This window comes from Geodermatophilus sp. DSM 45219, from assembly GCF_900104025.1.
Taxonomy (GTDB): Bacteria; Actinomycetota; Actinomycetes; order Mycobacteriales; family Geodermatophilaceae; genus Geodermatophilus.
In genome coordinates, this window is sequence record NZ_FNIQ01000001.1 from 132,819 (window position 1) to 151,847 (window position 19,029).

Genomic DNA, 19,029 nt, shown 5'->3' on the forward strand with positions numbered 1-19,029 from the left:
GTGGGCCGCAATCTACCGGCGGCCGGGCCGGGGACACTCGCAGGATGGGCATCCTGCGCTCCCTCGACCCCGCCGACCTCGACGGCGTCCCGCTCACCTACCCCGAGGTGGGCGCGACGCGGGACGCCGCGCTGCCGGCCGGCTACGACCACGTGGAGCGCTCCGTCGTCGTCGGCACGGGGACGGCGGACTTCGAGCGGGCCGCCGCCGCGGTCTTCGACTGGCGCGTGCAGCGCGGGGTCGGGCTGCGGGTGCGGGCGAGCGGGCCGGCGGGCGAGCCGGGCACCGTCGTCGTCCTCACCGCCGGGCTGCCGCGGCTGGGCTACGACATCCCCTGCCGGGTGGTGTGGGCACGGACGACCGGCGACGAGCGCGGCTTCGCCTACGGCACGCTGCCCGGCCACCCGGAGAGCGGCGAGGAGGCGTTCCTCGTCCGGCTCGAGCCCGGCGGTGACGTCGTCTTCACGCTGCGGGTGTTCGCCCGGCTGGCCTCGCCGCTGGCCCGGCTCGGCGGTCCGGTCAGCACCGTCGTCCAGCGGCTGGCCACCGAGCGGTACCTCACGGTGGTCCGGCGGGCCGCGCGCGGCTGAGGGCCGCCGCTCCCGGCCGACGCCGTGGTGGTCTCAGGGCCTGCGCCGGCCGATGGCCGATGCCGCGGCCGCGGTGGCGACCACGCCGAGCACCACGCGGAGGTGGTGCCAGCGCGCCCACCTGCCCAGCAGCTCCGTGGTCTCGGTGTCGGTCAGGGAGCCTCCCGTGAACCGGTGGTTGGCCGGCTCGCTCACCGTGACGGTGACGGCCACGACGCCCACGGTGGCTGCCGCGGCGGTCAGCGATGCCGGGCTGCGGCGGGCGAGGAACGCGTCGGTGACCGCCGAGGCGACGCTGGCGATCGCGGCACCGGCACCCAGCGGCACCATCAGCGTGCGGATGCGAGGGGCGTTCGCGGTGAACCAGCGGCGGAACTCGGCGGGCGGCACGCTGCGCCAGAACGGCAGGAGCACCACCTCGATGAGGACCATGCCCCCCGCGAGGAGGCCCACGAGCACCGCCGAGAGGATTTCGAGCGGCCGTGCGGATGCGCCGGCCCGACGGCGCTGTCCTGATCGCATGGACGGTCCCTCCGGACGGGTTGCCAGGGGAGGTCGACGGCAGCGTAGCCAGGAACGCCGTCCCCGGGAGCGGATCGGGACACCGGGGTCCGGCGGGAGGCGCCCTGGACGTCCCGGCGCTCCCGCAGCACCGCGCCGGTCGCCCAGACGACCAGCCCCACCGCCCAGCACGGTGAGCACGCCGCCCTCCGCGCGGGAGGCTCCACGCCCAGGTGCCTCCCGCGCGCGAGAGGCACCTGGCGGCGCGCTCAGGCTCCGGCGGCGTCCCGCTCCCGCTCGATGAGCTCCTTGCTGCGCACCAGCCGCAGCAGGGTGACCACGCCCAGCCCGCCGACGACGTTGAGCAGCGTCGTCCACCAGAACCAGGCCAGCCAGTCGCCGTAGCCGTACGGGGCGCCGTGGTGGATGGCGCCGAACAGGATCAGCGAGTCGAGGATCGAGTGGAACAGCACCAGGCCGGCGAGCAGGAAACCGCCGGCCAGCGCGGCGGCCAGCTTGCCGGTCTCGGAGTCGGCGCCGTGCTGCATGCGGGTCATCAGCGTGATGAACGCACCGGCCAGCAGCGCCAGGCAGACCGACCGCAGGTCCAGCGGCGCCTCGACGAAGGTCCGGCCGGACTCGACCGCGGTGGCGCCGAGGTCGGGCAGGGCGTGCACGACCAGCCACATCACCAGCCAGCCGCCGACCAGGTTCGCCACGAGGGTCCCGGCCCACAGCTTGGCCAGCTGCGCCGCGCTCGCCCGGCCCGCGACCACCGCGGTCACCGGCACGAGGAACCCCTCGGTGAACAGCTCGCTCTTGGCCAGCATGAGCGCGATGAACCCGATCCCGAACGCCAGGCCGGCCAGCAGGTGGCTGCCCGTCGCGGCGTAGACGGCGAGCAGCGCGACCACGCCGGTGGCGACCTCGAGCCCGCCGGCCAGGCCGGTGGTCAGCACCTCCCGCCAGCTGCGGTGCAGGCGCTGGGCACCCTCGTCGACGATCCGGTCGAAGGCCTCGACGACCTCGTCCTCGACCGGGGCGTCGGACTGCCCCAGTTGCTCGCGTGCGGACTGCGCCACGGCAGGTCTCCTCCGGTCGGGCCCGCTGTCCGGGTGCTCCGGCGGCCGGCGTGTCCGCGGGGCGACCTACCCCGCGCCGTGGCGTCCGCACACGTCCGGGGACGTCGGCCCAGGTGCCTTTCGCGCGCGGGAGGCACCTGGGGGGGCTCAGGCCGGGACGCGCTCCTCGGGCACGAACGGGATCTTGGTGACGTACTGCTGGTAGAGCTTGACGCCGTCCTCGACCGAGAGGTGACCGAACTCCAGCAGCGTGGACAGGCCCTCCAGCTCGGCACCGGCCGCCTCCACCGCGCCCAGCTGGGCGGCGGCCTCCTGCGGCTTGGCCACGTTGGTCAGGATCGCCGCGCCGACGGAGACCAGCAGTGACAGGAAGCAGAGGGTCTGCCACACGAACGAGGTGGTCTCCACGCCCAGGGCGTTCCGCACCGCCTCGGCGAAGGGCACGCCGCCGAGCGCGGGCCCGGCGGTGAAGACGGCCGAGGCCGAGGTCAGCGTCAGCACCACGGTGGACCAGCGCCGCACGCGCGGCCGCCGCCGGCGCAGGTACGCGTCGATCCCCACGCGACGGGCCGCGATGCGCCGCAGCAGGTCCTGTCGGAGGTCAGTCTGGTCGGCCATGCCGGTCCCCCCGTCTCCGTGTCACGGGCAGGACGGAGCGTAGTGGCGGTCACGGCCGGGAGGGGCCCGCGGCGACGGCCCGGCCGCGGCACGGCCCGCCCGTGACGGGGAGGATCGGACCCGTGACCACGCGACGACTGGCGACCCTGCACGTGTGGGGCGTGCCCGGCCGGTCGGTGCCCGCCGCGCTGCTGCGGATGGCGACCGACCGGCGTCCGCTGCGCAGCAGCCCGGGGCTGCGGTTCGCCAAGCTGATGGGCACCGGCAGCGGGCGGACGTTCACCGTGCGCGACGCCGACCCCCGCCGCTGGGCGCTGCTGGCGGTGTGGGACGACGAGCGGTCGGCCGACGCGTTCGAGCACGGGGACGTCGTCGGCCGGTGGCAGCGGATCGCCCACGAGCAGTGGCGTGCCCGGATGCGCCCGCTGGCCGCCCGCGGCCGGTGGTCGGGAGAGGAGCCGTTCGGGAAGCCCTGGCCGCAGCGCTGGGACGGCCCGGTCGCCGCGGTCACCCGCGCCCGGCTGACCGCCGTCAAGGCGGCGACCTTCTGGCGCGCCGTGCCACCGGTGTCGGCCGACCTGCACGAGAGCCCGGGCCTGCGGCTGGCACTGGGCATCGGCGAGGCGCCGCTGGGGCTGCAGGGCACCTTCAGCGTCTGGGACTCCGCGGCGGCGCTGAACGCCTTCGCCTACGACCGCGCCCCGCACGCCGCCGTCGTCACCCGGACCGCGCAGGAGGGCTGGTACGCCGAGGAGCTGTTCGCCCGCCTGGCACTGCTCTCGGCCGAGGGGACGCTCGGCGGCCGCGACCCACTGGGCTGAGCGCTACAGCGGGCAGGTCAGGTGCAGCTCGTCGCGGTCGTCCCCGGGAGCCACCCGGATCGCCCCGGGCATCCGGCCGAACTCGCGGTAGCCGAAGCCGGCGTAGAACGCCTCGAGGCCGGTGCCACCACGCACGGTGAGGTGCAGGAACTCCAGCCCCCGGTCGCGCGCGATGCGGTGCACGCCGGTCATCAGCACCCGCCCGAGGCCGCCGCCCTGCCGCTCCGGGCGCACCTGAACCCGCAGCACGGTGGCCCAGTGCCGGCGCAGCGGGCTCACCGACAGCGACAGGACGGCGAACCCCGCGACCTCGCCGTCCACCCGGAGCAGGGCCAGCACCTCGCGGCCCAGGTGCACCCGCTCGACCACCGCGTCGAGGTACGGCGCCACCTCGGCCGGCGTCACCGGGGGCACGAAGCCGACCGACCCGCCGGCGTTGCTCACGTCGGTCCAGCAGGCCAGCAGCTGCGCCCGGAGCCCGTCGTCGACGGCCGTCACGGGGCTGACCTCGGTACGCACGGCCCCATCTTCCGGGTGCGGCCGCGGACCCCCGGACACGGGCGCCCGACCGCACCCGCCGCCATGACGTGGCTCACAGGAGAGTCCCAGGTGCAGTGGGTCAGGAAACGCGTCGGAGCGCGGAGGGAGCCGGTCCGGATCGGGTCGCAACCGGTGGTGGCGCCGCTAGCGTCCGGCCGTCCCGGTGGCGGGACGACGACCCGACACCCGGGAGGGGCCATGGCCCGCAGCGCCGCGGTACTGGTGACGACGACGGTCGTGGTGGGGCTGCTCCCCGCCCCGGCGCTCGCGGGCGGGGGGCACGGGGAGCCCACACCGGGCGCGCCGGGGATCGGCGACGCCTACTACCCGCTGGACGGCAACGGCGGGTACGACGTCGAGCACTACGACCTGGACCTGTCCTACGACCCGGCCAACGACACCATCGCCGGCACCGCCACCGTCGAGGCGCGGGCCACCCAGCACCTGTCGGCGTTCAACCTGGACCTCAGCGGGCTGGAGGTCCGAGAGATCACGGTGGACGGCCGGTCGGCGTCCTGGACCCGCGAGGGCCAGGAGCTGACCGTCGAGCCGCGGCGTCCCCTCCGGGAGGGCCGGTCGTTCGAGGTCGCCGTCACCTACGACGGCGTGCCGCAGACGGTGCAGGACGCGCTCGGCGGGTCGGGGTTCTTCCACACCGACGACGGCGCGGTCGTCGCCGGGCAGCCCGAGGGCGCCGCCACCTGGTTCCCCGCGAACGACCACCCGCTCGACGCGGCCTCGGTGCACGTCTCGATCGCCGTGCCCGAGGGCCTGGAGGGCGTCTCCAACGGGGTGCTCGAGGAGTCCTGGACCCACGACGGGTGGACGACCTGGGAGTGGGACGCCGAGGAGCCCATGGCCACCTACCTGGTGACCCTCGCCGTCGGCGAGTTCGACCTGCGCGCCTACGAGGCCGACGGGGTCCGCTGGTGGGACGCCGTCGACCCGGGCGTGGCCACCCTCGACCTGGACCCGGCCGAGGGGCCGCTGGTCGGCGAGTACGTCGACGCGGCCCTGGCCCGGCAGCCGGAGGTCCTGGCGTTCCTCGCCGACACCTTCGGCCCGTACCCGTTCAGCGCGGCCGGCGCGATCGTGGACGACACCCCGGACCTCGGCTTCGCCCTGGAGACACAGACCCGGCCGGTGTACTCGCCGGTGTTCTTCACCGACCCGGTGCTCGCCGAGATCGTCGTGGTCCACGAGCTGGCGCACCAGTGGTACGGCGACTCGGTGCGGCTGGCCGCGTGGCGCGACATCTGGCTCAACGAGGGCTTCGCGACCTACGCCGAGTGGCTGTGGCTCGAGCGCGAGGGGATCGCCACGGTCCAGCAGCAGTTCGACGACCTCTACGCCAACGCCGAGACGGTGTTCGCCGACGGCGGGCCGCCGTTCTGGACGGTCCTGCCCGGCGACCCCGGCGCGGAGACCTCGCTGCTGTTCCACCCGGCCGTCTACAACCGCGGAGCGATGACGCTGCACGCGCTGCGGCAGGTCGTCGGCGACACCGCCTTCTTCCAGGTGCTGCGGGAGTGGGCCGACACCCGGGCCGGCGAGGCGGTGACCACCGAGGAGTTCGTGGCACTGGCCGAGGAGGTCGCCGGACGCGACCTCGAGGACCTCTTCCAGGCCTGGCTGTACACCCCCGAGCGGCCCGCGCTCGGCTGAAGAAGGACCCTCCTGCCCCCGGCCCCCTCGCAGGGTCCCGCCGCGAGCCTGCGAGGGGTGGGGGGCGAGGGGGTCCTCTTTCAGCCGCTGGCGCCGAAGCGCTCGACCCGGACGTCCGCGGCCGGGGTGCCGAGCTCGAGGAGCAGCTGGCTGGCCGCCTCGGCGAAGCCGGTCGACCCGCACACGTAGGCGGTCCGGCCGGGCTCCCACAGCGGCACGAGGTCGGCCGGGGTCAGCCGCCCGGCCGGCCGCACGCCGCGCGGCTCGCGGGTGGTGACCACCAGGGCGCCGGAGTCGAGCAGCTCGTCGGCGTACGGCAGCTCGGCGAGGGTGCGGGTGGAGACGGCGATGCGCAGCAGGTCGGTGCGGCCGAGCTCGCGGGCGGTGCGCAGCATGGCCACCAGCGGGACGACGCCGGTGCCCCCGCCGACCAGCAACGCAGGGCGCTCGCCGTCCCAGACGAACCAGCCGCCGATCGGCCCGCGGACCTCCAGCCGGTCACCGGGCTCGACGACGTCGGCCAGGAACGTGGACACCTCGCCGTCGTCCAGCCGCTCGACGAACAGCTCGACCAGCGGGTCGCCCGGCGGCGACGCCACCGAGTAGGACCGCTGGGCGGTGTAGCCGTCCTCGGCGGTCAGCCGGACGACGTAGTGCTGCCCGGCCAGGTGCTGCACCCGGCCGGGGACGTCGAGCCGCAGCTCCACCGCGCGTGGTACCGGCCGCCGCACGCCCGCGACGGTCGCGGTGCGCCACCCGCCGCTCGGCGCCCGGGCGGCCCCGTCCCGAGGCTCGCCCCGAGCCTGCGAGGGGTCTGACGGCCTCGGTGCAGGGTCCCGGCGCGAGCTCGCGAGCGATGGGGGGCAGCGAGGTCCTTCCGGGGGGCCTTCATCAGTCACCCTGGTACCGCTGCTCGCGCCAGGGGTCGCCGCGGTCGTGGTAGCCGTTCTGCTCCCAGAACCCGGGCTGGTCGCGCTGCAGCAGCGTGAGCCGGGTGACCCACTTGGCGCTCTTCCAGAAGTACAGGTGCGGGACGAGCAGGCGCACCGGGCCGCCGTGCTCGACCGGCAGCGGGCCGCCGTCGTACTCCCAGACGATCCAGGCCTTGCCGCCGGTGACGTCCTCGATCGGCAGGTTGGTGGTGTAGCCGGTCTTGGACGTCGCGACGACGAAGTGCGCGTCGGCCGTCGGGCGGGCCGCCTCGAGCAGGGTGTCGACGCTGACCCCGGCGAACCAGGTGTCGAACTTCGACCACGTGGTGACGCAGTGGATGTCCCCGCGGTACTCCGCGCGCGGCAGCCGGTGCGCCTCGTCCCAGGTCCACGTCGTCGGGTGCTCCACCCGGCCGTCGACGGTGATGCTCCAGGTCTCGGGGGAGATCCGCGGCGTCGGCTCCGCGGTGAGCACCGGCCAGTCACGGCCGGTGTCGTACTGTCCCGGGGGCAGCCGGGGGTCGCGCTCACGGCGCCTGCCGAGGAAGCCTCGCGTGGGTCCAGCCATGCCGTGCTCCTCCCCCGCCGGGGTGTTGGCCAACCGCTCCGCGGGTGTGGTGCGCCCCTCGCGGGCGCGAACTGTAACCGCTCGGGCCGGTAAGGGCACCCTTACGAGAGCTGAGTCACCTCGTGTTGACGTGGTCGCAACCCTGGTAGGGGCCTACCTTTGCCTCTGTGGTGACGGTGACGCAACCGGGTCAGCGCAGGACCCCCAAGGTGGCCAAGACCAACTCGGTGGCCAAGAAGGCCGTCGTGGCGGTCACCGGCATCATCATGATCCTGTACTTGATCGCGCACATGATCGGGAACCTCAAGGTCTTCGCCGGCCGCGAGTCCTTCAACGGGTACTCGGAGTGGATCCGGACGATCGGCGAGCCGGCCGTCCCCGCGCAGACGACGCTGACGATCATCCGCATCGTCCTGCTCACCGTGGTCATCGCGCACTTCTGGGCCGTGATCTCGCTGTGGCGACAGGCCAAGCGCGCCCGGCCGAACGGCTACGTCACCAAGAAGGCCGTGGCCCAGAGCTACGCCTCGCGGACCATGCGCTGGGGCGGCGTGATCGTCGGCCTCTTCATCATCTACCACATCCTCGACCTCACGATGGGCGTGGCGAACCCCGAGGGCCCCGACGGCACGCCGTACGACCGCCTGGTCGCCGGCTTCTCCAACCCGTTCATCACCGCGGTCTACGTGCTCGCGCTGGTCCTGCTCGGCATGCACCTGCGGCACGGCATCTGGAGCGCCACCCAGACCCTCGGGCAGAGCAACAAGCGCCGGGAGAAGACGGTCAACCTCTTCGCCCTGGTCTTCTCCGTGGTCCTCATCGGCGGCTTCCTGATCGTCCCCTTCAGCGTTCTCTTCGGCCTCGTCGGCTAAAGGAGCCCATCGCGATGCCTCTCGACCTCTTCTCCGTCGGCGACCCGATCGCCGACACCAAGGCGCCCAGGGACGTGCCGATCGGCGAGCGCTGGAGCACCCGCCGGTTCCGGGCCCGCCTGGTCAACCCGGCCAACCGCCGCAAGCTGACCGTCATCGTCGTCGGCACCGGCCTGGCCGGTGGCTCGGCCGCCGCGACGCTGGGCGAGGCCGGCTACAAGGTCAAGAACTTCTGGTTCCACGACAGCCCGCGCCGGGCGCACAGCGTCGCCGCACAGGGCGGCATCAACGCCGCGAAGAACTACCGCAACGACGGCGACAGCGTGCACCGGCTGTTCTACGACACCGTCAAGGGCGGTGACTTCCGGTCCCGCGAGGACAACGTCCACCGCCTCGCCGAGGTCAGCGTCAGCATCATCGACCAGTGCGTCGCGCAGGGCGTGCCCTTCGCCCGCGAGTACGGCGGCCTGCTGGACAACCGCTCCTTCGGTGGTGCGCAGGTGTCCCGCACCTTCTACGCCCGCGGGCAGACCGGTCAGCAGCTGCTCTACGGCGCCTACCAGGCGCTCGAGCGGCAGATGGCCGCCGGCACCGTCGAGCAGTTCGCGCGGCACGAGATGCTCGACCTGGTCATCGTCGACGGCCGGGCCCGGGGCATCGTGGCGCGCGACCTCATCACCGGCGAGGTCAGCACCCACTTCGCGGACGCCGTCGTCCTGGCCACGGGCGGGTACAGCAACGTCTTCTACCTGTCCACGAACGCCAAGGGCTCCAACGCCACCGCGATCTGGCGGGCGCACAAGCGGGGCGCGTACTTCGCCAACCCCTGCTACACGCAGATCCACCCCACCTGCATCCCGGTCAAGGGCGACTACCAGTCCAAGCTCACGCTGATGAGCGAGTCGCTGCGCAACGACGGCCGCGTGTGGGTGCCCAAGGAGCGCGGCGACACCCGCGACCCGCGCGAGATCCCCGAGTCCGAGCGCGACTACTACCTCGAGCGGATCTATCCGGCGTTCGGCAACCTGGTGCCCCGCGACATCGCCTCGCGCCAGGCGAAGAACGTCTGCGACGAGGGACGCGGCGTGGGCCCGGGCGGGCTGGGCGTCTACCTGGACTTCGGCGACGCCATGCAGCGGCTGGGCCGGCCGGCCATCGAGGCCAAGTACGGCAACCTCTTCGACATGTACGCCCAGATCACGGGCGAGGACCCCTACGAGACGCCGATGCGGATCTACCCGGCGGTCCACTACACGATGGGCGGGCTGTGGGTCGACTACGACCTGCAGTCGACGATCCCCGGCATGTTCGTGATCGGCGAGGCCAACTTCTCCGACCACGGCGCCAACCGGCTCGGGGCCAGCGCGCTCATGCAGGGCCTGGCCGACGGCTACTTCGTGCTGCCGAACACGATCAACGACTACCTCGCCGACGGGCCGTTCGAGAAGGTCGACGACAGCCACCCGGCCGCGGTCGAGGCGCTGCAGGCGGTGCAGGGCCGGGTGCAGAAGCTGCTGTCGATCAACGGCAACCGCACCCCGGCGTCCTTCCACCGCGAGCTCGGCCGGCTGATGTGGGACCTGTGCGGCATGGAGCGTTCCGACGAGGGCCTGCGCAAGGCCCTGGACCGGATCCCCGAGATCCGCCACGAGTTCTGGACCAACCTCAAGGTCTCCGGCGACCAGGACACGATCAACCCGACGCTGGAGCACGCCGGCCGGGTGGCCGACTTCATCGAGCTCGCCGAGCTGATGTGCGTCGACGCGCTGCACCGCAACGAGAGCTGCGGCGGCCACTTCCGCGCCGAGAGCCAGACCCCCGAGGGCGAGGCGCTGCGCGACGACGAGAACTACGCCTACGTCGCCGCGTGGGAGTGGACGCCGGAAGGCGCTCCCCCCGTCCTGCACCGCGAGGCCCTCGAGTACGAGTACGTCCACCTCGCCCAGCGCAGTTACAAGTGACGACTACCCAGCGGAGACACCAGTGACAGCGACAGCCGAGGGCACGACCTTCGCGTCCGGCACCGCGTCCGACCCGGCCATGGCCAAGCACGACATGACGCTGACCCTGCGGATCTGGCGGCAGAAGGGCCCGCGGGACAAGGGCCGGATGGTGACCTACCAGGTCGAGGACATCTCCCCGGACATGTCGTTCCTCGAGATGCTCGACGTCCTGAACGAGAAGCTGATCCTCGCCGGTGACGACCCGGTGGTCTTCGACCACGACTGCCGCGAGGGCATCTGCGGCAGCTGCGGCCTGATGATCAACGGTACGGCGCACGGCCGCGGCACCTCGGGTGGTCCCACGACCACCTGCCAGCTGCACATGCGCAAGTTCAAGGACGGCGACACGATCGACATCGAGCCGTGGCGCGCGACGGCGTTCCCGGTGATCAAGGACCTCTCGGTCGACCGCAGCGCCCTGGACCGGATCATCCAGTCCGGCGGCTACATCAGCGCGCCGACCGGGACCGCGCCCGAGGCGCACTCGATCCTGGTGCCGAAGAAGGACTCCGACGCGGCGTTCGACGCGGCGACCTGCATCGGCTGCGGCGCCTGCGTGGCGGCCTGCCCGAACGCCTCCTCGATGCTGTTCACCGCGGCCAAGGTCAGCCACCTGGGCCTCGTGCCGCAGGGCCAGCCCGAGCGCAACGACCGGGTGGTCAACATGGTCGCCCAGCAGGACCGCGAGGGCTTCGGCGGCTGCACCAACATCGGCGAGTGCTCGGCGGCCTGCCCCAAGGGCATCTCGATGGAGAACATCTCCCGGCTCAACCACGACCTGCTCGGTGCCCTGCGCGCCGGCGCCCGGCCGAAGAGCTGAGCGATCACATCGTCATCCTCCGGATGACACCGCCGCCAGGAGCCGTCCCCGACGAGGGCTGAGCCCCCACGAGCCCTCGTCGGGGAGGCCTCCGGCCCGCCTCCTCGGACTCAGGGCACGACCGCCACGGCTGCCGGCTCGCGCTCGGTGAGCCACTGCTCCAGCGCAGCGGCCGGCAGCGGGCGGCTCAGGTGGTATCCCTGGACGACGTCGCAGCCCAGCGCGGCGAGCGCGTCGACGGTCGCCTGGTCCTCGGCGCCCTCGGCGACGAGCACCAGGTCCAGCGCGTGCGCCAGCTGCAGCGTCGAGGTCACGATCGACGCCGCCCGCGGGCTGCCGGTCATCGCGCCGACGAACGTGCGGTCGAGCTTCAGCTCGGTCACCGGCAGCGTCGCCAGGTAGGCGAGGCTGGAGTAGCCGGTGCCGTAGTCGTCGATGGCGATCCCGATGCCGGCGTCCCGCAGCGCCACCAGGACCCGGATGGCGCGCTCCCGGTCGGCCACCAGCAGGCTCTCGGTGACCTCGAGGACCAGCGCTGTGGCCGGGACGCCGTGCCGCACGAGCAGCGCGGCCACCTCCTCGGGGAAGTGCTCGTCGACCAGGTTCGACGGGCTGACGTTGACCGCGACGGTGAGCTCGTGGCCCCGGTCGGCCCAGACGCGCCGCTGCGCGAGGGCGGCGTCCAGCACCGCGCTGGTCAGCGGACCCATGAGGCCGGCGGACTCGGCCAGGTCGATGAAGGCGTCGGGGGCCAGCAGCCCGCGCTCGGGGTGCTGCCACCGCACGAGGGCCTCCACCCCCTCGATCCGGCCGGTCGCCAGGGTCAGCTTGGGCTGGTGGTGCAGGACCAGCTCGCCGGCCTCGATCCCCCGGCGGAGCCGGGCGACCGCCTCCAGCCGGTGCCGGCCGGAGCCGTGGTGCTCCTCGTCGTACACGACCGGGCCGCCGCGCCCGGCCTTCGCCGAGTACATGGCCAGGTCGGCCAGCTGCAGCAGCTCCTCGGCGTGCGTGGAGTCCCGCGGCCCGAGCGCGATGCCGACGCTGGCGTCCACGGTGAGCGCGGTACCACCGAGCCGGAACGGCCGCTGCAGCGTCGCGCACAGCCGCTCGGCCAGCGCCCGCGCACCGTCGTCGTCGAGGCCGTCGGCCAGCACCACGAACTCGTCGCCCCCCAGCCGGGCGAGCAGGTCCCCGCTGCGCAGGTGGCGGGACAGCCGCGGGCCCACCTCACGCAGCAGCGCGTCACCGACGGCGTGGCCGAGCGAGTCGTTGATCTCCTTGAAGCGGTCGAGGTCCAGGACGAGGACGGCGGTGGTCCCGCCGCGGGCCATCCGCGCGTCGGCGGCGGCCAGGGCCTCGAAGACCCGCCTGCGGTTGGCCAGGCCGGTGAGCTCGTCGGTGCGCGCCTGGTGCCGGCTGTCGGCCAGCGCCCGGACCTCGCGGAAGGTCAGCGCGGTACGGGCGAGGGCGGCGACGACGGCGCCGAACGCCAGGACGCCGGCCAGCGGGTCCCCGATGCGCAGGTAGCCCTGCAGCAGCAGGGCGAGCGCGGCGATCGCGCACAGGGCCGGGACGACCAGCGCCCCGACGCGCGGCACCTGGTCGCCGGCCCGTGGCGCGGGGGCCTGGCAGGCGGCCAGGCCGTAGCACAGGAAGGCCATCCCCCAGCCGACGTCCAGCAGGCCGCCGACGACGTAGGTCCCGTTCGCGACCTGGTAGGCGTACAGGGTGTCGGTCAGCACGAACAGCGTGGTGCCGGCGGTGAGCCACCACCAGACCGCGCCGGCGCCGCGGCCGATGACGACGAGCGCTCCGGCGATGAACACCAGCAGCAGCAGGTCGGCGATGGGGTAGACGGCGATCAGCAGGGCGCCGTCGAGCGCGGTGTGCAGGAAGTCGCCGATGGCGAGCGCCGTCGCCATGGCCGCCGCGGTCAGCCCGGTCACGACGGCGTCCAGCCACATGCTCGACGTCAGCCGCCGGACCCGCGTGCGGAGCAGGCGGAACAGCGCGGCGCAGGCCAGCGGGTGGAAGCCCACGAAGGCGATGTCGAACCAGGCGGGCCGGGTGATCGGCCCCGGTGCGGCGTCGGCCACCGCGTAGCCGAGCGAGCCGACCGCGTAGGACCCGACCGCCGCGGCGAACAGCAACCAGACACCCCGGTCGGCCGGGACGACGACCGCCCGCAGGACCAGCAGCCCGGTGAGCCCGACGACGAACGACCACTTCCCGCCGGCCGCCAGGGTCGCGAGCACGCCGCTGTCCCCCACCGCGACCGCCAGCAGCGACAGCAGGTAGACCGCCACGAGGACGGCCGCCGGCACGCGGACGACCCGCAGCGACCGGTCGGCGGTCTCGCGGGTCCGCGCACGCCGGCCGGTGAGCTGCTGGACCACGGTGCAAGCATCGGTCGCTGGTCCGCGGACCTTCACCCCGGCGGGACGCCGAACGGAGCGGCCTCACCCCCCGGAGGGGACCGCACACGCACCGGTCGCCCGCGCGGCAGCGATCAGCGGCTCTGCAGCGCGTCCAGCGCGACGGCCATGGACGCCGCGACGCGGAAGTCCAGCCGCGGGTCCGGGACCGTCACGGTGTAGCGGTCCCGGACGGCCTTCTGCCGCTCGCTGACCAGGACCGTGGCCCCGGTCGCGGTGTCGACGAAGTCGAAGTGGAAGACGAACGGCACCCACACGTCGCCGACGTAGGGGATGAGGTCCCAGACCCGGCGCAGGATCGCGATGGACTGCCGGCGCTCCCGGCCCACGGCCTCGATGCCCGGTGCCGACAGGTCCCAGGTGGAGCGCAGCAGGCTGGCGCCGAACTGCTTCCGGAAGTAGCCCAGCGGCGTCCCGTACTCGTCGAAGACGTCGTGCTGGGCGGCGACGTCGAGCCGCTGCCGCGCCTTGAAGCTGAACACCGCGCGGTTCTTCGAGGCGTCGGCGTAGAAGACGACCTCCTCCCTGAGCTTCATCCGCTTCTGCTCGGCGAAGGCCAGCAGCGGGCCCTCCGAGCCGTCGGGGTTCATCCCGATGACCTCGTAGCGGTTCACCATCACGGTGATCCGCTGCTTGACGAAGAACGCCGGGACCACCATCGGGGCGGGCGGCTGCGGTCCGGTCGGAAGGGTCACGTCGGGTCTCCCGTGCTGGTCGGGGGGCGTGTGCTGGGGCGCCATCGTGGCCCATCCGGGGGTCACGCCGCTGCCCGTCGTCCCCCGGTCGCTCATGCCCGCTCCCCGGGCCGTGCGGTCGTGAGCGCCGCGTGCAGCCGGTCGACGAACGGGTCGAGCACGCCGGGACGGCGTCCCGCGGGGAGCGGGGCCGAGGGCAGCAGCACCCACAGCAGCAGGTAGACGACGACGCCGGCGCCGCCGGCGACGGTGAGCCCGACGGCGCCGACCCGCCAGAGGACGGCGTCGATGCCGCTGTACTCGGCCAGGCCACCGCAGACCCCGCCGAGCATGCGGTCGGTGCCGCTGCGGCGGAGCTCGGGCCGGACGGGCTGGGGGGACGGGGACGGGAGTGCGCTGGTCATGGCACGAGCCTGGCGCCGGCGCGGGGCCGCGGGAACCGGGGAACACCCGGATCGGTCCCCCGTTCCGGCGCTCGGGGTGCTCCCGGGCGACCCCCGACGGAGCGGACGGCGCCGTGTCGTGCACGACCACGTCTCCCGGTGTGGTCTCGTGGGCCCCCGTGTCGTGCGACCCCGTGTGCGAGGCCCCGATGACGTCCCGCTCCACCGTGTCCGGCCCCCTGGTCGCGGCAGGCACCGCGACGGCCGCAGCTGTCGGCGCGGTGCTCGGTCCGGTCCTGCTGACCGACGGCTTCGCCCTGCCCGCGCGGCTGTTCTACGGGGGGCTGGGCGGGCTGGTGACCGGCGCTCTCATCGGCGCCGTCGCCTCCCTGCTCGCCTGCGCCGCAGCCGCCGTCGTCCGGCAGGGGGGACGACGGCTCCCGCTCCAGCGTGGCGCGTTCACGCTCGTGGGCACCGTCGCCACCCTCGCGCTGTCGGAGTCGGCGCTCCCGCCGCTGGCGACCGGACCGAGGCTGCTGGTGCTCGCCGGCCTCGCCGTCGTCACCGTGACGGCCGGGACCGCGCTGGCCCGGCAGTTCCTCATCGCACCCGACGCCAGCGGCTGAGCCGCCCACGGCACGGGCCGGCGCTCAGGGCCCGGCGGGCTCGCGGCTGCGCTGCTCGGCCCCGACGTCGCCGTACGGGTAGTCGGCGCGGCCGGGGTCGCTCACGGCGTCCAGTCGTGCGACGTCATCGGCGGTCAGCTGCACCGTCCCCAGGTTGTCGCGCAGCTGGTCGGTCGTGCGGGCGCCGAGGATGACCGACGTGACGGCGGGCCGGGCGGCCAGCCAGGCGAGCGCGACCTGCGGCATCGACGCCCCGTGGGCCTCGGCGACGTCCTGCACGACCTCCAGCACGTCCCAGGTGCGCTGCCGGGAGCCGACCCGGTCGTAGGCCTCCATGCCCCGGCCCGGGTCCTCCCCCAGCCGGGTCGCGCCCTCGGGCCGCTGGTCGCGGGTGTACTTGCCGGACAGCCAGCCGCCGCCGAGCGGGCCCCACGGCAGCAGGCCCAGCCCGTTGTGCAGGCAGGCGGGGACGATCTCGAACTCGACGTCCCGCACCAGCAGGCTGTAGGAGGGTTGCAGGGTGACCGGGACGGCGAGGTGCCGGTGCTCGGCGAGGTCGACGGCCTGCTGCACCTGCCAGGCGGTGAAGTTGGACAGGCCCGGGTAGCCGACCTTGCCCGCGGAGACGGCGTCGTCGAGGAAGCGCAGCGACTCCTCGAGCGGGGTGAGCGGGTCCCAGGCGTGCAGCTGGTAGAGGTCGACGTGGTCGACGCCGAGCCGGCGCAGCGAGGCGTCGAGGGCGCGGCGCAGGTGGCGGCGGGAGTTGCCGAGCGCGTTGGGCTCCGCCCCCATCGGGAAGCGCCCCTTGGTGGCGAGGACGACGCGGTCGCGGACGTCGGCCGGCCGGCTGGCGAGCCAGCGCCCGACGATCTCCTCGGCCGCGCCCGCGGAGTACACGTCGGCGAGGTCGACCAACGTGCCGCCGGCCTCGGCGAAGAGGTCGAGCTGCTCGTGCGCGCCGGCCTCGTCGGTCTCGGCGCCGAAGGTCATCGTGCCCAGCGCGAGGGCCGAGACCGAGCAGCCGCTGCGGCCGAGCGTGCGGTACTCCACGACGGGCTCCTGTCCTCGGGGATCCCGCAGGACGTTGCCGCAGCGCTCCGGTGATCACCACCGGAGGCCGCGCTGCCTGGTCTACTGCGGTGGACCGCACCGCGGCGTGTCCGATCGAGGAGGAACCGTGCGCACCGTCGAGGACCTGCCGGCGACCGTTCTCGCCACCGCAGCAGCCGTCGCCGCGAGCGGGACGTGGTACGCGGCGTTCGGCCGCCGGCTGGCGGAGCTGGACGACGCCTACGCGGAGGACACCGCAGCGGCCGGCTGGGTCGTGCCCGTCGAGCTGGTCCGGAGCGGCACCGTGGCGGTCGCCGTCTCCGCGCTCGCCGCCGGTACCGGGGCGACCGGTCCGTGGGAACGGGCGCGGCTGGGCCTGACGCTGTGGGGCGCGTTCCCCGTCGTCCTGCTCTCCGGGTCCGTGGTGCACGAGAAGGTCCCCTGGCGGCTGGCCGCGATCCACGCGGGCGACTGGCTGGTCAAGCTGCTCCTGGTGTCCGTGGTCACCGGGGTCCGCGGGCGCTGACGCCGGGGTCAGCGCCCGGCGGCCGCCCTGAGGAGGTCGGACACCTCCGGGGTGGCGGCGTGCGCGCCGGCCGCCAGGAAGGACTGCTGGATGACCCCGCCCAGGTCCTGCCGCGACATCATGTCGTTGCCCATGGCCCGCTGCTCGGCCGCACCGGGCGCGAAGACGACCGTCCGGGTCCCCGCACGCTGCAGCGCCCTGACCTCGTACCGCAGCAGGCGTGCGGCGTGCCGGCGGGATGCCGCGTAGAAGTCGGGCAGCCATCCCGCGGGGCCGCTCATCGGTGAGATGACGACGACGAGGTCCAGTCCGCGACCGCGGAGGACGGCGGCGTTGGTCGGCGAGTGCACCCCGCCGTCGACGTAGCTGTGCAGACCGATCTGGACGGGGGCGAAGTACCCGGGCACCGCACAGGACGCCGCGACCGCCTGGTGCACCGGGACCTCGGGCGCGCCCGGGCGGCCGAACACGACCCGCCGCCCGTCGCGCCGGCGGACGGCACAGATCCACAGGTCGGCCTCCGGCCAGCCCGGTCCCTCCAGCTCACGCAGGGCGGCCAGCTGCTCGGCGACGTCGTGCCGGCCGGGCGCGATCAGGGCCATGCCGGCCGCCAGCGGCCGGAATCGCCACGGCCGGACCAGCGCGCGCTGCACCATGTGCCGATCCGGGAACCGCAGCGGCCGGCGCAGGGCGTGCAGCGGGTTGAACGGCGCGAGCTCGGGGACGGGGGTGCCGGCCACGTGGCGGAGGACGTCGCCGTCGTCCGACAGCGGGGCCTTCACCGTCCAGGCGGCGAGGTCCTCCGCCGAGACGCCCAGCCGCAGCAGCGTGCCGGTGATGGAGCCGGCCGAGGTCCCGACGATCACGTCGACGGTGCGCGCGTCGAAGCCGAAGTCGTGCTCGAGCACCGCCAGGACGGCGGAGTGGTACGCCTGGCCCACGACGCCGCCACCGCCCAGCACCACGCCGACGCGCATCACGCCGGGGAGCCTGCCAGCCGGCCCGGCCCCCTACCAGGGCCCGCAGGGCCCGGGCGCTGCGCTCCGGTGGTCACCACCGGGCGCCGTCGTCCGCGGTCGGTCAGCGGTTCCTGCCGAGCAGCCACACGAGGAGCCCGAGGACCAGGACCACCACCGTGATGGTCCCGATGACGATCAGGTCTGTCGTGGTGACGAGCATCGGCCGGCCTCCCGTGGAACGCGCGCGGCCAGGTCCTGCCGCAGCGCTGGTGGCCGGGACGCTAGGGAGGGTCGCGCCGTGCGGGGCCGGTTCGTCGGAGCGTTGACCGTCTGCTTGCACGTCCATGGTCTGCTCCTTGCCCGCGGGGCCGCCGTCGGCCGGTGGAGGCCACGCCGGGCCCGCCTCCACCGGCCGCTGCGGCTCAGCGGCGGCTGCCGCCCCCGATCATCGGGTCGTCGCCGTCGTCCCGCACGCCCTGCTCGACGCCTTCCGTGGAGGACGGAGCGGTGTAGCCCGCCGGGTTCGTCTCCTCGGTCAGCGCGTCGTCGCGCACCACGTCGGCGGGCGGCTGCTCGACGACGGTGACCTCCTGGGGCTGGCGGATGCCCTCCGGCTGCTGCGGCTGCGGCGCCGTCTGCTCGCTCCCCTTGGACGCCGCCACGGCGGCACCGGCCGCCGCCGCGACACCGGCCACGGCCGCGACGCCGGCGGCGACGGCCTTCCCGGACACGCCCGCCTTGCCCTGGTCCCCGTGCGAGCCGACGGCGTCCTCGACCCCGGGGGTGCCGACGTCGAGGTGCTCGTTCACCGACCCGCGCCAGGCACCGGTGGCGTAGCCCTCGTCCTCGATCAGCTCCTTGAACCGCCCCAGGTCGGAGGTGACCTGCCGCTCGACGATCCCGAGCTTGTCGCCGACCTGCTCCACGGCACCCTCGGGCTCGTACTCGAGGGCCAGGTACACGATCGTCGAGCTCGGCCCGGCGGCCTCGAAGCGGACCGCACCCGCGTTCGTGGCCCCGCTGGTGGCGGCCCAGGCGACCTTGCGGTCCGGCTCCTGCTCCAGGATCGCGGCGTCCCACTCGCGCCGGACACCGGCGATCTCGGCCACCCAGTGCAGGTGCGTGTCGTCGAGCTGGCGGACCTCCTTCACCCCGCCCATGAAGTGCGGGAAGTCCTCGAACTGGGTCCACTGGTTGTAGGCCTGGTTCACCGGGACGTCGACCTGGACCGACTTCTCGACCTTGGTGGTCATCGCTGGCCTCTCTCGTCGCTGACGTGCTCACATCGGATGCCTCGCGCTACCCGTCGGTGCAACGGGTGATGCACGCCACTGCCGAGGTCT

The 19,029-nt window shown here is 74.0% G+C and carries 21 protein-coding genes; 8 read left to right on the plus strand and 13 right to left on the minus strand.

The window, feature by feature from the left end; all coding sequences use genetic code 11:
* The first annotated feature begins 44 nt into the window (after positions 1-44).
* Entirely contained in the window at positions 45-590 is a 546-nt protein-coding gene (locus BLR12_RS00680) for a DUF1990 family protein (RefSeq protein ID WP_091372118.1), read from the plus strand.
* 33 nt (positions 591-623) lie between these two features.
* On the opposite strand, the gene BLR12_RS00685 is transcribed toward BLR12_RS00680, so the two are convergent.
* From BLR12_RS00685 to BLR12_RS00695, 3 genes are all read right to left on the minus strand, one after another.
* The gene (locus BLR12_RS00685; RefSeq protein WP_176832288.1) at positions 624-1,049 is read right to left on the minus strand and encodes an anthrone oxygenase family protein; all 426 of its coding nucleotides are present in this window, start codon (positions 1,047-1,049) and stop codon (positions 624-626) included.
* A gap of 311 nt (positions 1,050-1,360) precedes the next feature.
* A complete protein-coding gene (locus BLR12_RS00690; protein WP_091372124.1) occupies positions 1,361-2,173 on the minus strand; it encodes a formate/nitrite transporter family protein in 813 nt (270 codons plus the stop codon).
* A 147-nt stretch (positions 2,174-2,320) separates the two neighbouring features.
* Positions 2,321-2,791 carry a hypothetical protein gene (locus tag BLR12_RS00695; RefSeq protein ID WP_091372126.1) on the minus strand — a complete coding sequence of 157 codons (471 nt, stop codon included), beginning with the start codon at positions 2,789-2,791 and terminating at the stop codon, positions 2,321-2,323.
* 122 nt (positions 2,792-2,913) lie between these two features.
* Here BLR12_RS00695 and BLR12_RS00700 point away from each other — a divergent pair, with 122 nt between their 5' ends.
* Positions 2,914-3,612 carry a monooxygenase gene (locus tag BLR12_RS00700; RefSeq protein ID WP_091372130.1) on the plus strand — a complete coding sequence of 233 codons (699 nt, stop codon included), beginning with the start codon at positions 2,914-2,916 and terminating at the stop codon, positions 3,610-3,612.
* Between the two features lie 3 nt (positions 3,613-3,615).
* Here the strand turns inward: BLR12_RS00700 and BLR12_RS00705 are convergent, their stop codons facing one another.
* Positions 3,616-4,110: a GNAT family N-acetyltransferase gene (locus BLR12_RS00705; RefSeq protein ID WP_255363216.1), complete on the minus strand. Its 495-nt coding sequence runs from the start codon at positions 4,108-4,110 to the stop codon at positions 3,616-3,618.
* Positions 4,111-4,350: 240 nt separating this feature from the next.
* Here BLR12_RS00705 and BLR12_RS00710 point away from each other — a divergent pair, with 240 nt between their 5' ends.
* Positions 4,351-5,817 carry a M1 family metallopeptidase gene (locus tag BLR12_RS00710; protein ID WP_091372133.1) on the plus strand — a complete coding sequence of 489 codons (1,467 nt, stop codon included), beginning with the start codon at positions 4,351-4,353 and terminating at the stop codon, positions 5,815-5,817.
* An 80-nt stretch (positions 5,818-5,897) separates the two neighbouring features.
* Here the strand turns inward: BLR12_RS00710 and BLR12_RS00715 are convergent, their stop codons facing one another.
* Positions 5,898-6,548, minus strand: coding sequence for an FAD-binding oxidoreductase (locus tag BLR12_RS00715; RefSeq protein WP_255363217.1), 651 nt, complete (start codon positions 6,546-6,548; stop codon positions 5,898-5,900).
* A gap of 160 nt (positions 6,549-6,708) precedes the next feature.
* Positions 6,709-7,317 (minus strand): sulfite oxidase-like oxidoreductase, encoded by a 609-nt coding sequence (locus BLR12_RS00720; RefSeq protein ID WP_091372141.1) that lies wholly within the window; start codon positions 7,315-7,317, stop codon positions 6,709-6,711.
* Between the two features lie 209 nt (positions 7,318-7,526).
* On the opposite strand from BLR12_RS00720, the gene BLR12_RS00725 reads away from it, so the two are divergent.
* The 3 genes from BLR12_RS00725 (at position 7,527) to BLR12_RS00735 (ending at position 11,012) form a co-directional block, all read left to right on the plus strand.
* Positions 7,527-8,189: a succinate dehydrogenase cytochrome b subunit gene (locus BLR12_RS00725; protein WP_255363218.1), complete on the plus strand. Its 663-nt coding sequence runs from the start codon at positions 7,527-7,529 to the stop codon at positions 8,187-8,189.
* 14 nt (positions 8,190-8,203) lie between these two features.
* Positions 8,204-10,150, plus strand: coding sequence for a fumarate reductase/succinate dehydrogenase flavoprotein subunit (locus tag BLR12_RS00730; RefSeq protein ID WP_091372144.1), 1,947 nt, complete (start codon positions 8,204-8,206; stop codon positions 10,148-10,150).
* 94 nt (positions 10,151-10,244) lie between these two features.
* Entirely contained in the window at positions 10,245-11,012 is a 768-nt protein-coding gene (locus tag BLR12_RS00735) for a succinate dehydrogenase/fumarate reductase iron-sulfur subunit (protein WP_091374145.1), read from the plus strand.
* 110 nt (positions 11,013-11,122) lie between these two features.
* On the opposite strand, the gene BLR12_RS00740 is transcribed toward BLR12_RS00735, so the two are convergent.
* The 3 genes from BLR12_RS00740 to BLR12_RS00750 all read right to left on the minus strand — a co-directional run bounded on the left by BLR12_RS00740 (position 11,123) and on the right by BLR12_RS00750 (position 14,546).
* The gene (locus BLR12_RS00740; RefSeq protein WP_091372147.1) at positions 11,123-13,408 is read right to left on the minus strand and encodes a putative bifunctional diguanylate cyclase/phosphodiesterase; all 2,286 of its coding nucleotides are present in this window, start codon (positions 13,406-13,408) and stop codon (positions 11,123-11,125) included.
* A 113-nt stretch (positions 13,409-13,521) separates the two neighbouring features.
* Positions 13,522-14,142, minus strand: coding sequence for an LURP-one-related family protein (locus tag BLR12_RS00745; protein ID WP_091372150.1), 621 nt, complete (start codon positions 14,140-14,142; stop codon positions 13,522-13,524).
* 92 nt (positions 14,143-14,234) lie between these two features.
* A complete protein-coding gene (locus BLR12_RS00750; protein WP_091372154.1) occupies positions 14,235-14,546 on the minus strand; it encodes a PspC domain-containing protein in 312 nt (103 codons plus the stop codon).
* A gap of 188 nt (positions 14,547-14,734) precedes the next feature.
* Here BLR12_RS00750 and BLR12_RS00755 point away from each other — a divergent pair, with 188 nt between their 5' ends.
* On the plus strand, positions 14,735-15,151 hold the full coding sequence (locus BLR12_RS00755; protein WP_143018655.1) for a hypothetical protein: 417 nt from the start codon (positions 14,735-14,737) through the stop codon (positions 15,149-15,151).
* Positions 15,152-15,175: 24 nt separating this feature from the next.
* On the opposite strand, the gene BLR12_RS00760 is transcribed toward BLR12_RS00755, so the two are convergent.
* Complete coding sequence (locus tag BLR12_RS00760) at positions 15,176-16,201, minus strand: aldo/keto reductase (protein ID WP_091372160.1); 1,026 nt, start codon at positions 16,199-16,201, stop codon at positions 15,176-15,178.
* 127 nt (positions 16,202-16,328) lie between these two features.
* On the opposite strand from BLR12_RS00760, the gene BLR12_RS24190 reads away from it, so the two are divergent.
* Complete coding sequence (locus BLR12_RS24190; protein WP_176832289.1) at positions 16,329-16,727, plus strand: DUF1761 domain-containing protein; 399 nt, start codon at positions 16,329-16,331, stop codon at positions 16,725-16,727.
* An 8-nt stretch (positions 16,728-16,735) separates the two neighbouring features.
* On the opposite strand, the gene BLR12_RS00770 is transcribed toward BLR12_RS24190, so the two are convergent.
* The 3 genes from BLR12_RS00770 to BLR12_RS00775 all read right to left on the minus strand — a co-directional run bounded on the left by BLR12_RS00770 (position 16,736) and on the right by BLR12_RS00775 (position 18,939).
* Complete coding sequence (locus BLR12_RS00770; protein WP_091372162.1) at positions 16,736-17,704, minus strand: patatin-like phospholipase family protein; 969 nt, start codon at positions 17,702-17,704, stop codon at positions 16,736-16,738.
* Between the two features lie 103 nt (positions 17,705-17,807).
* Positions 17,808-17,906 carry an MYXO-CTERM sorting domain-containing protein gene (locus tag BLR12_RS25460; protein ID WP_304440635.1) on the minus strand — a complete coding sequence of 33 codons (99 nt, stop codon included), beginning with the start codon at positions 17,904-17,906 and terminating at the stop codon, positions 17,808-17,810.
* A 202-nt stretch (positions 17,907-18,108) separates the two neighbouring features.
* The gene (locus BLR12_RS00775; RefSeq protein WP_091372165.1) at positions 18,109-18,939 is read right to left on the minus strand and encodes an SRPBCC family protein; all 831 of its coding nucleotides are present in this window, start codon (positions 18,937-18,939) and stop codon (positions 18,109-18,111) included.
* Between the last annotated feature and the right edge of the window lie 90 nt (positions 18,940-19,029).

Coding starts and splice junctions, on each gene's coding strand:
- BLR12_RS00755 (WP_143018655.1), top strand. CDS start 14,735: ATGACGTCCCGCTCCACCGTGTCCGGCCCCCTGGTCGCGGCAGGCACC.
- BLR12_RS00730 (WP_091372144.1), top strand. CDS start 8,204: ATGCCTCTCGACCTCTTCTCCGTCGGCGACCCGATCGCCGACACCAAG.
- BLR12_RS00710 (WP_091372133.1), top strand. CDS start 4,351: ATGGCCCGCAGCGCCGCGGTACTGGTGACGACGACGGTCGTGGTGGGG.
- BLR12_RS25460 (WP_304440635.1), bottom strand. CDS start 17,906: ATGCTCGTCACCACGACAGACCTGATCGTCATCGGGACCATCACGGTG.
- BLR12_RS00695 (WP_091372126.1), bottom strand. CDS start 2,791: ATGGCCGACCAGACTGACCTCCGACAGGACCTGCTGCGGCGCATCGCG.
- BLR12_RS00750 (WP_091372154.1), bottom strand. CDS start 14,546: ATGACCAGCGCACTCCCGTCCCCGTCCCCCCAGCCCGTCCGGCCCGAG.
- BLR12_RS00720 (WP_091372141.1), bottom strand. CDS start 7,317: ATGGCTGGACCCACGCGAGGCTTCCTCGGCAGGCGCCGTGAGCGCGAC.
- BLR12_RS00735 (WP_091374145.1), top strand. CDS start 10,245: ATGACGCTGACCCTGCGGATCTGGCGGCAGAAGGGCCCGCGGGACAAG.
- BLR12_RS00680 (WP_091372118.1), top strand. CDS start 45: ATGGGCATCCTGCGCTCCCTCGACCCCGCCGACCTCGACGGCGTCCCG.
- BLR12_RS00775 (WP_091372165.1), bottom strand. CDS start 18,939: ATGACCACCAAGGTCGAGAAGTCGGTCCAGGTCGACGTCCCGGTGAAC.
- BLR12_RS00770 (WP_091372162.1), bottom strand. CDS start 17,704: ATGCGCGTCGGCGTGGTGCTGGGCGGTGGCGGCGTCGTGGGCCAGGCG.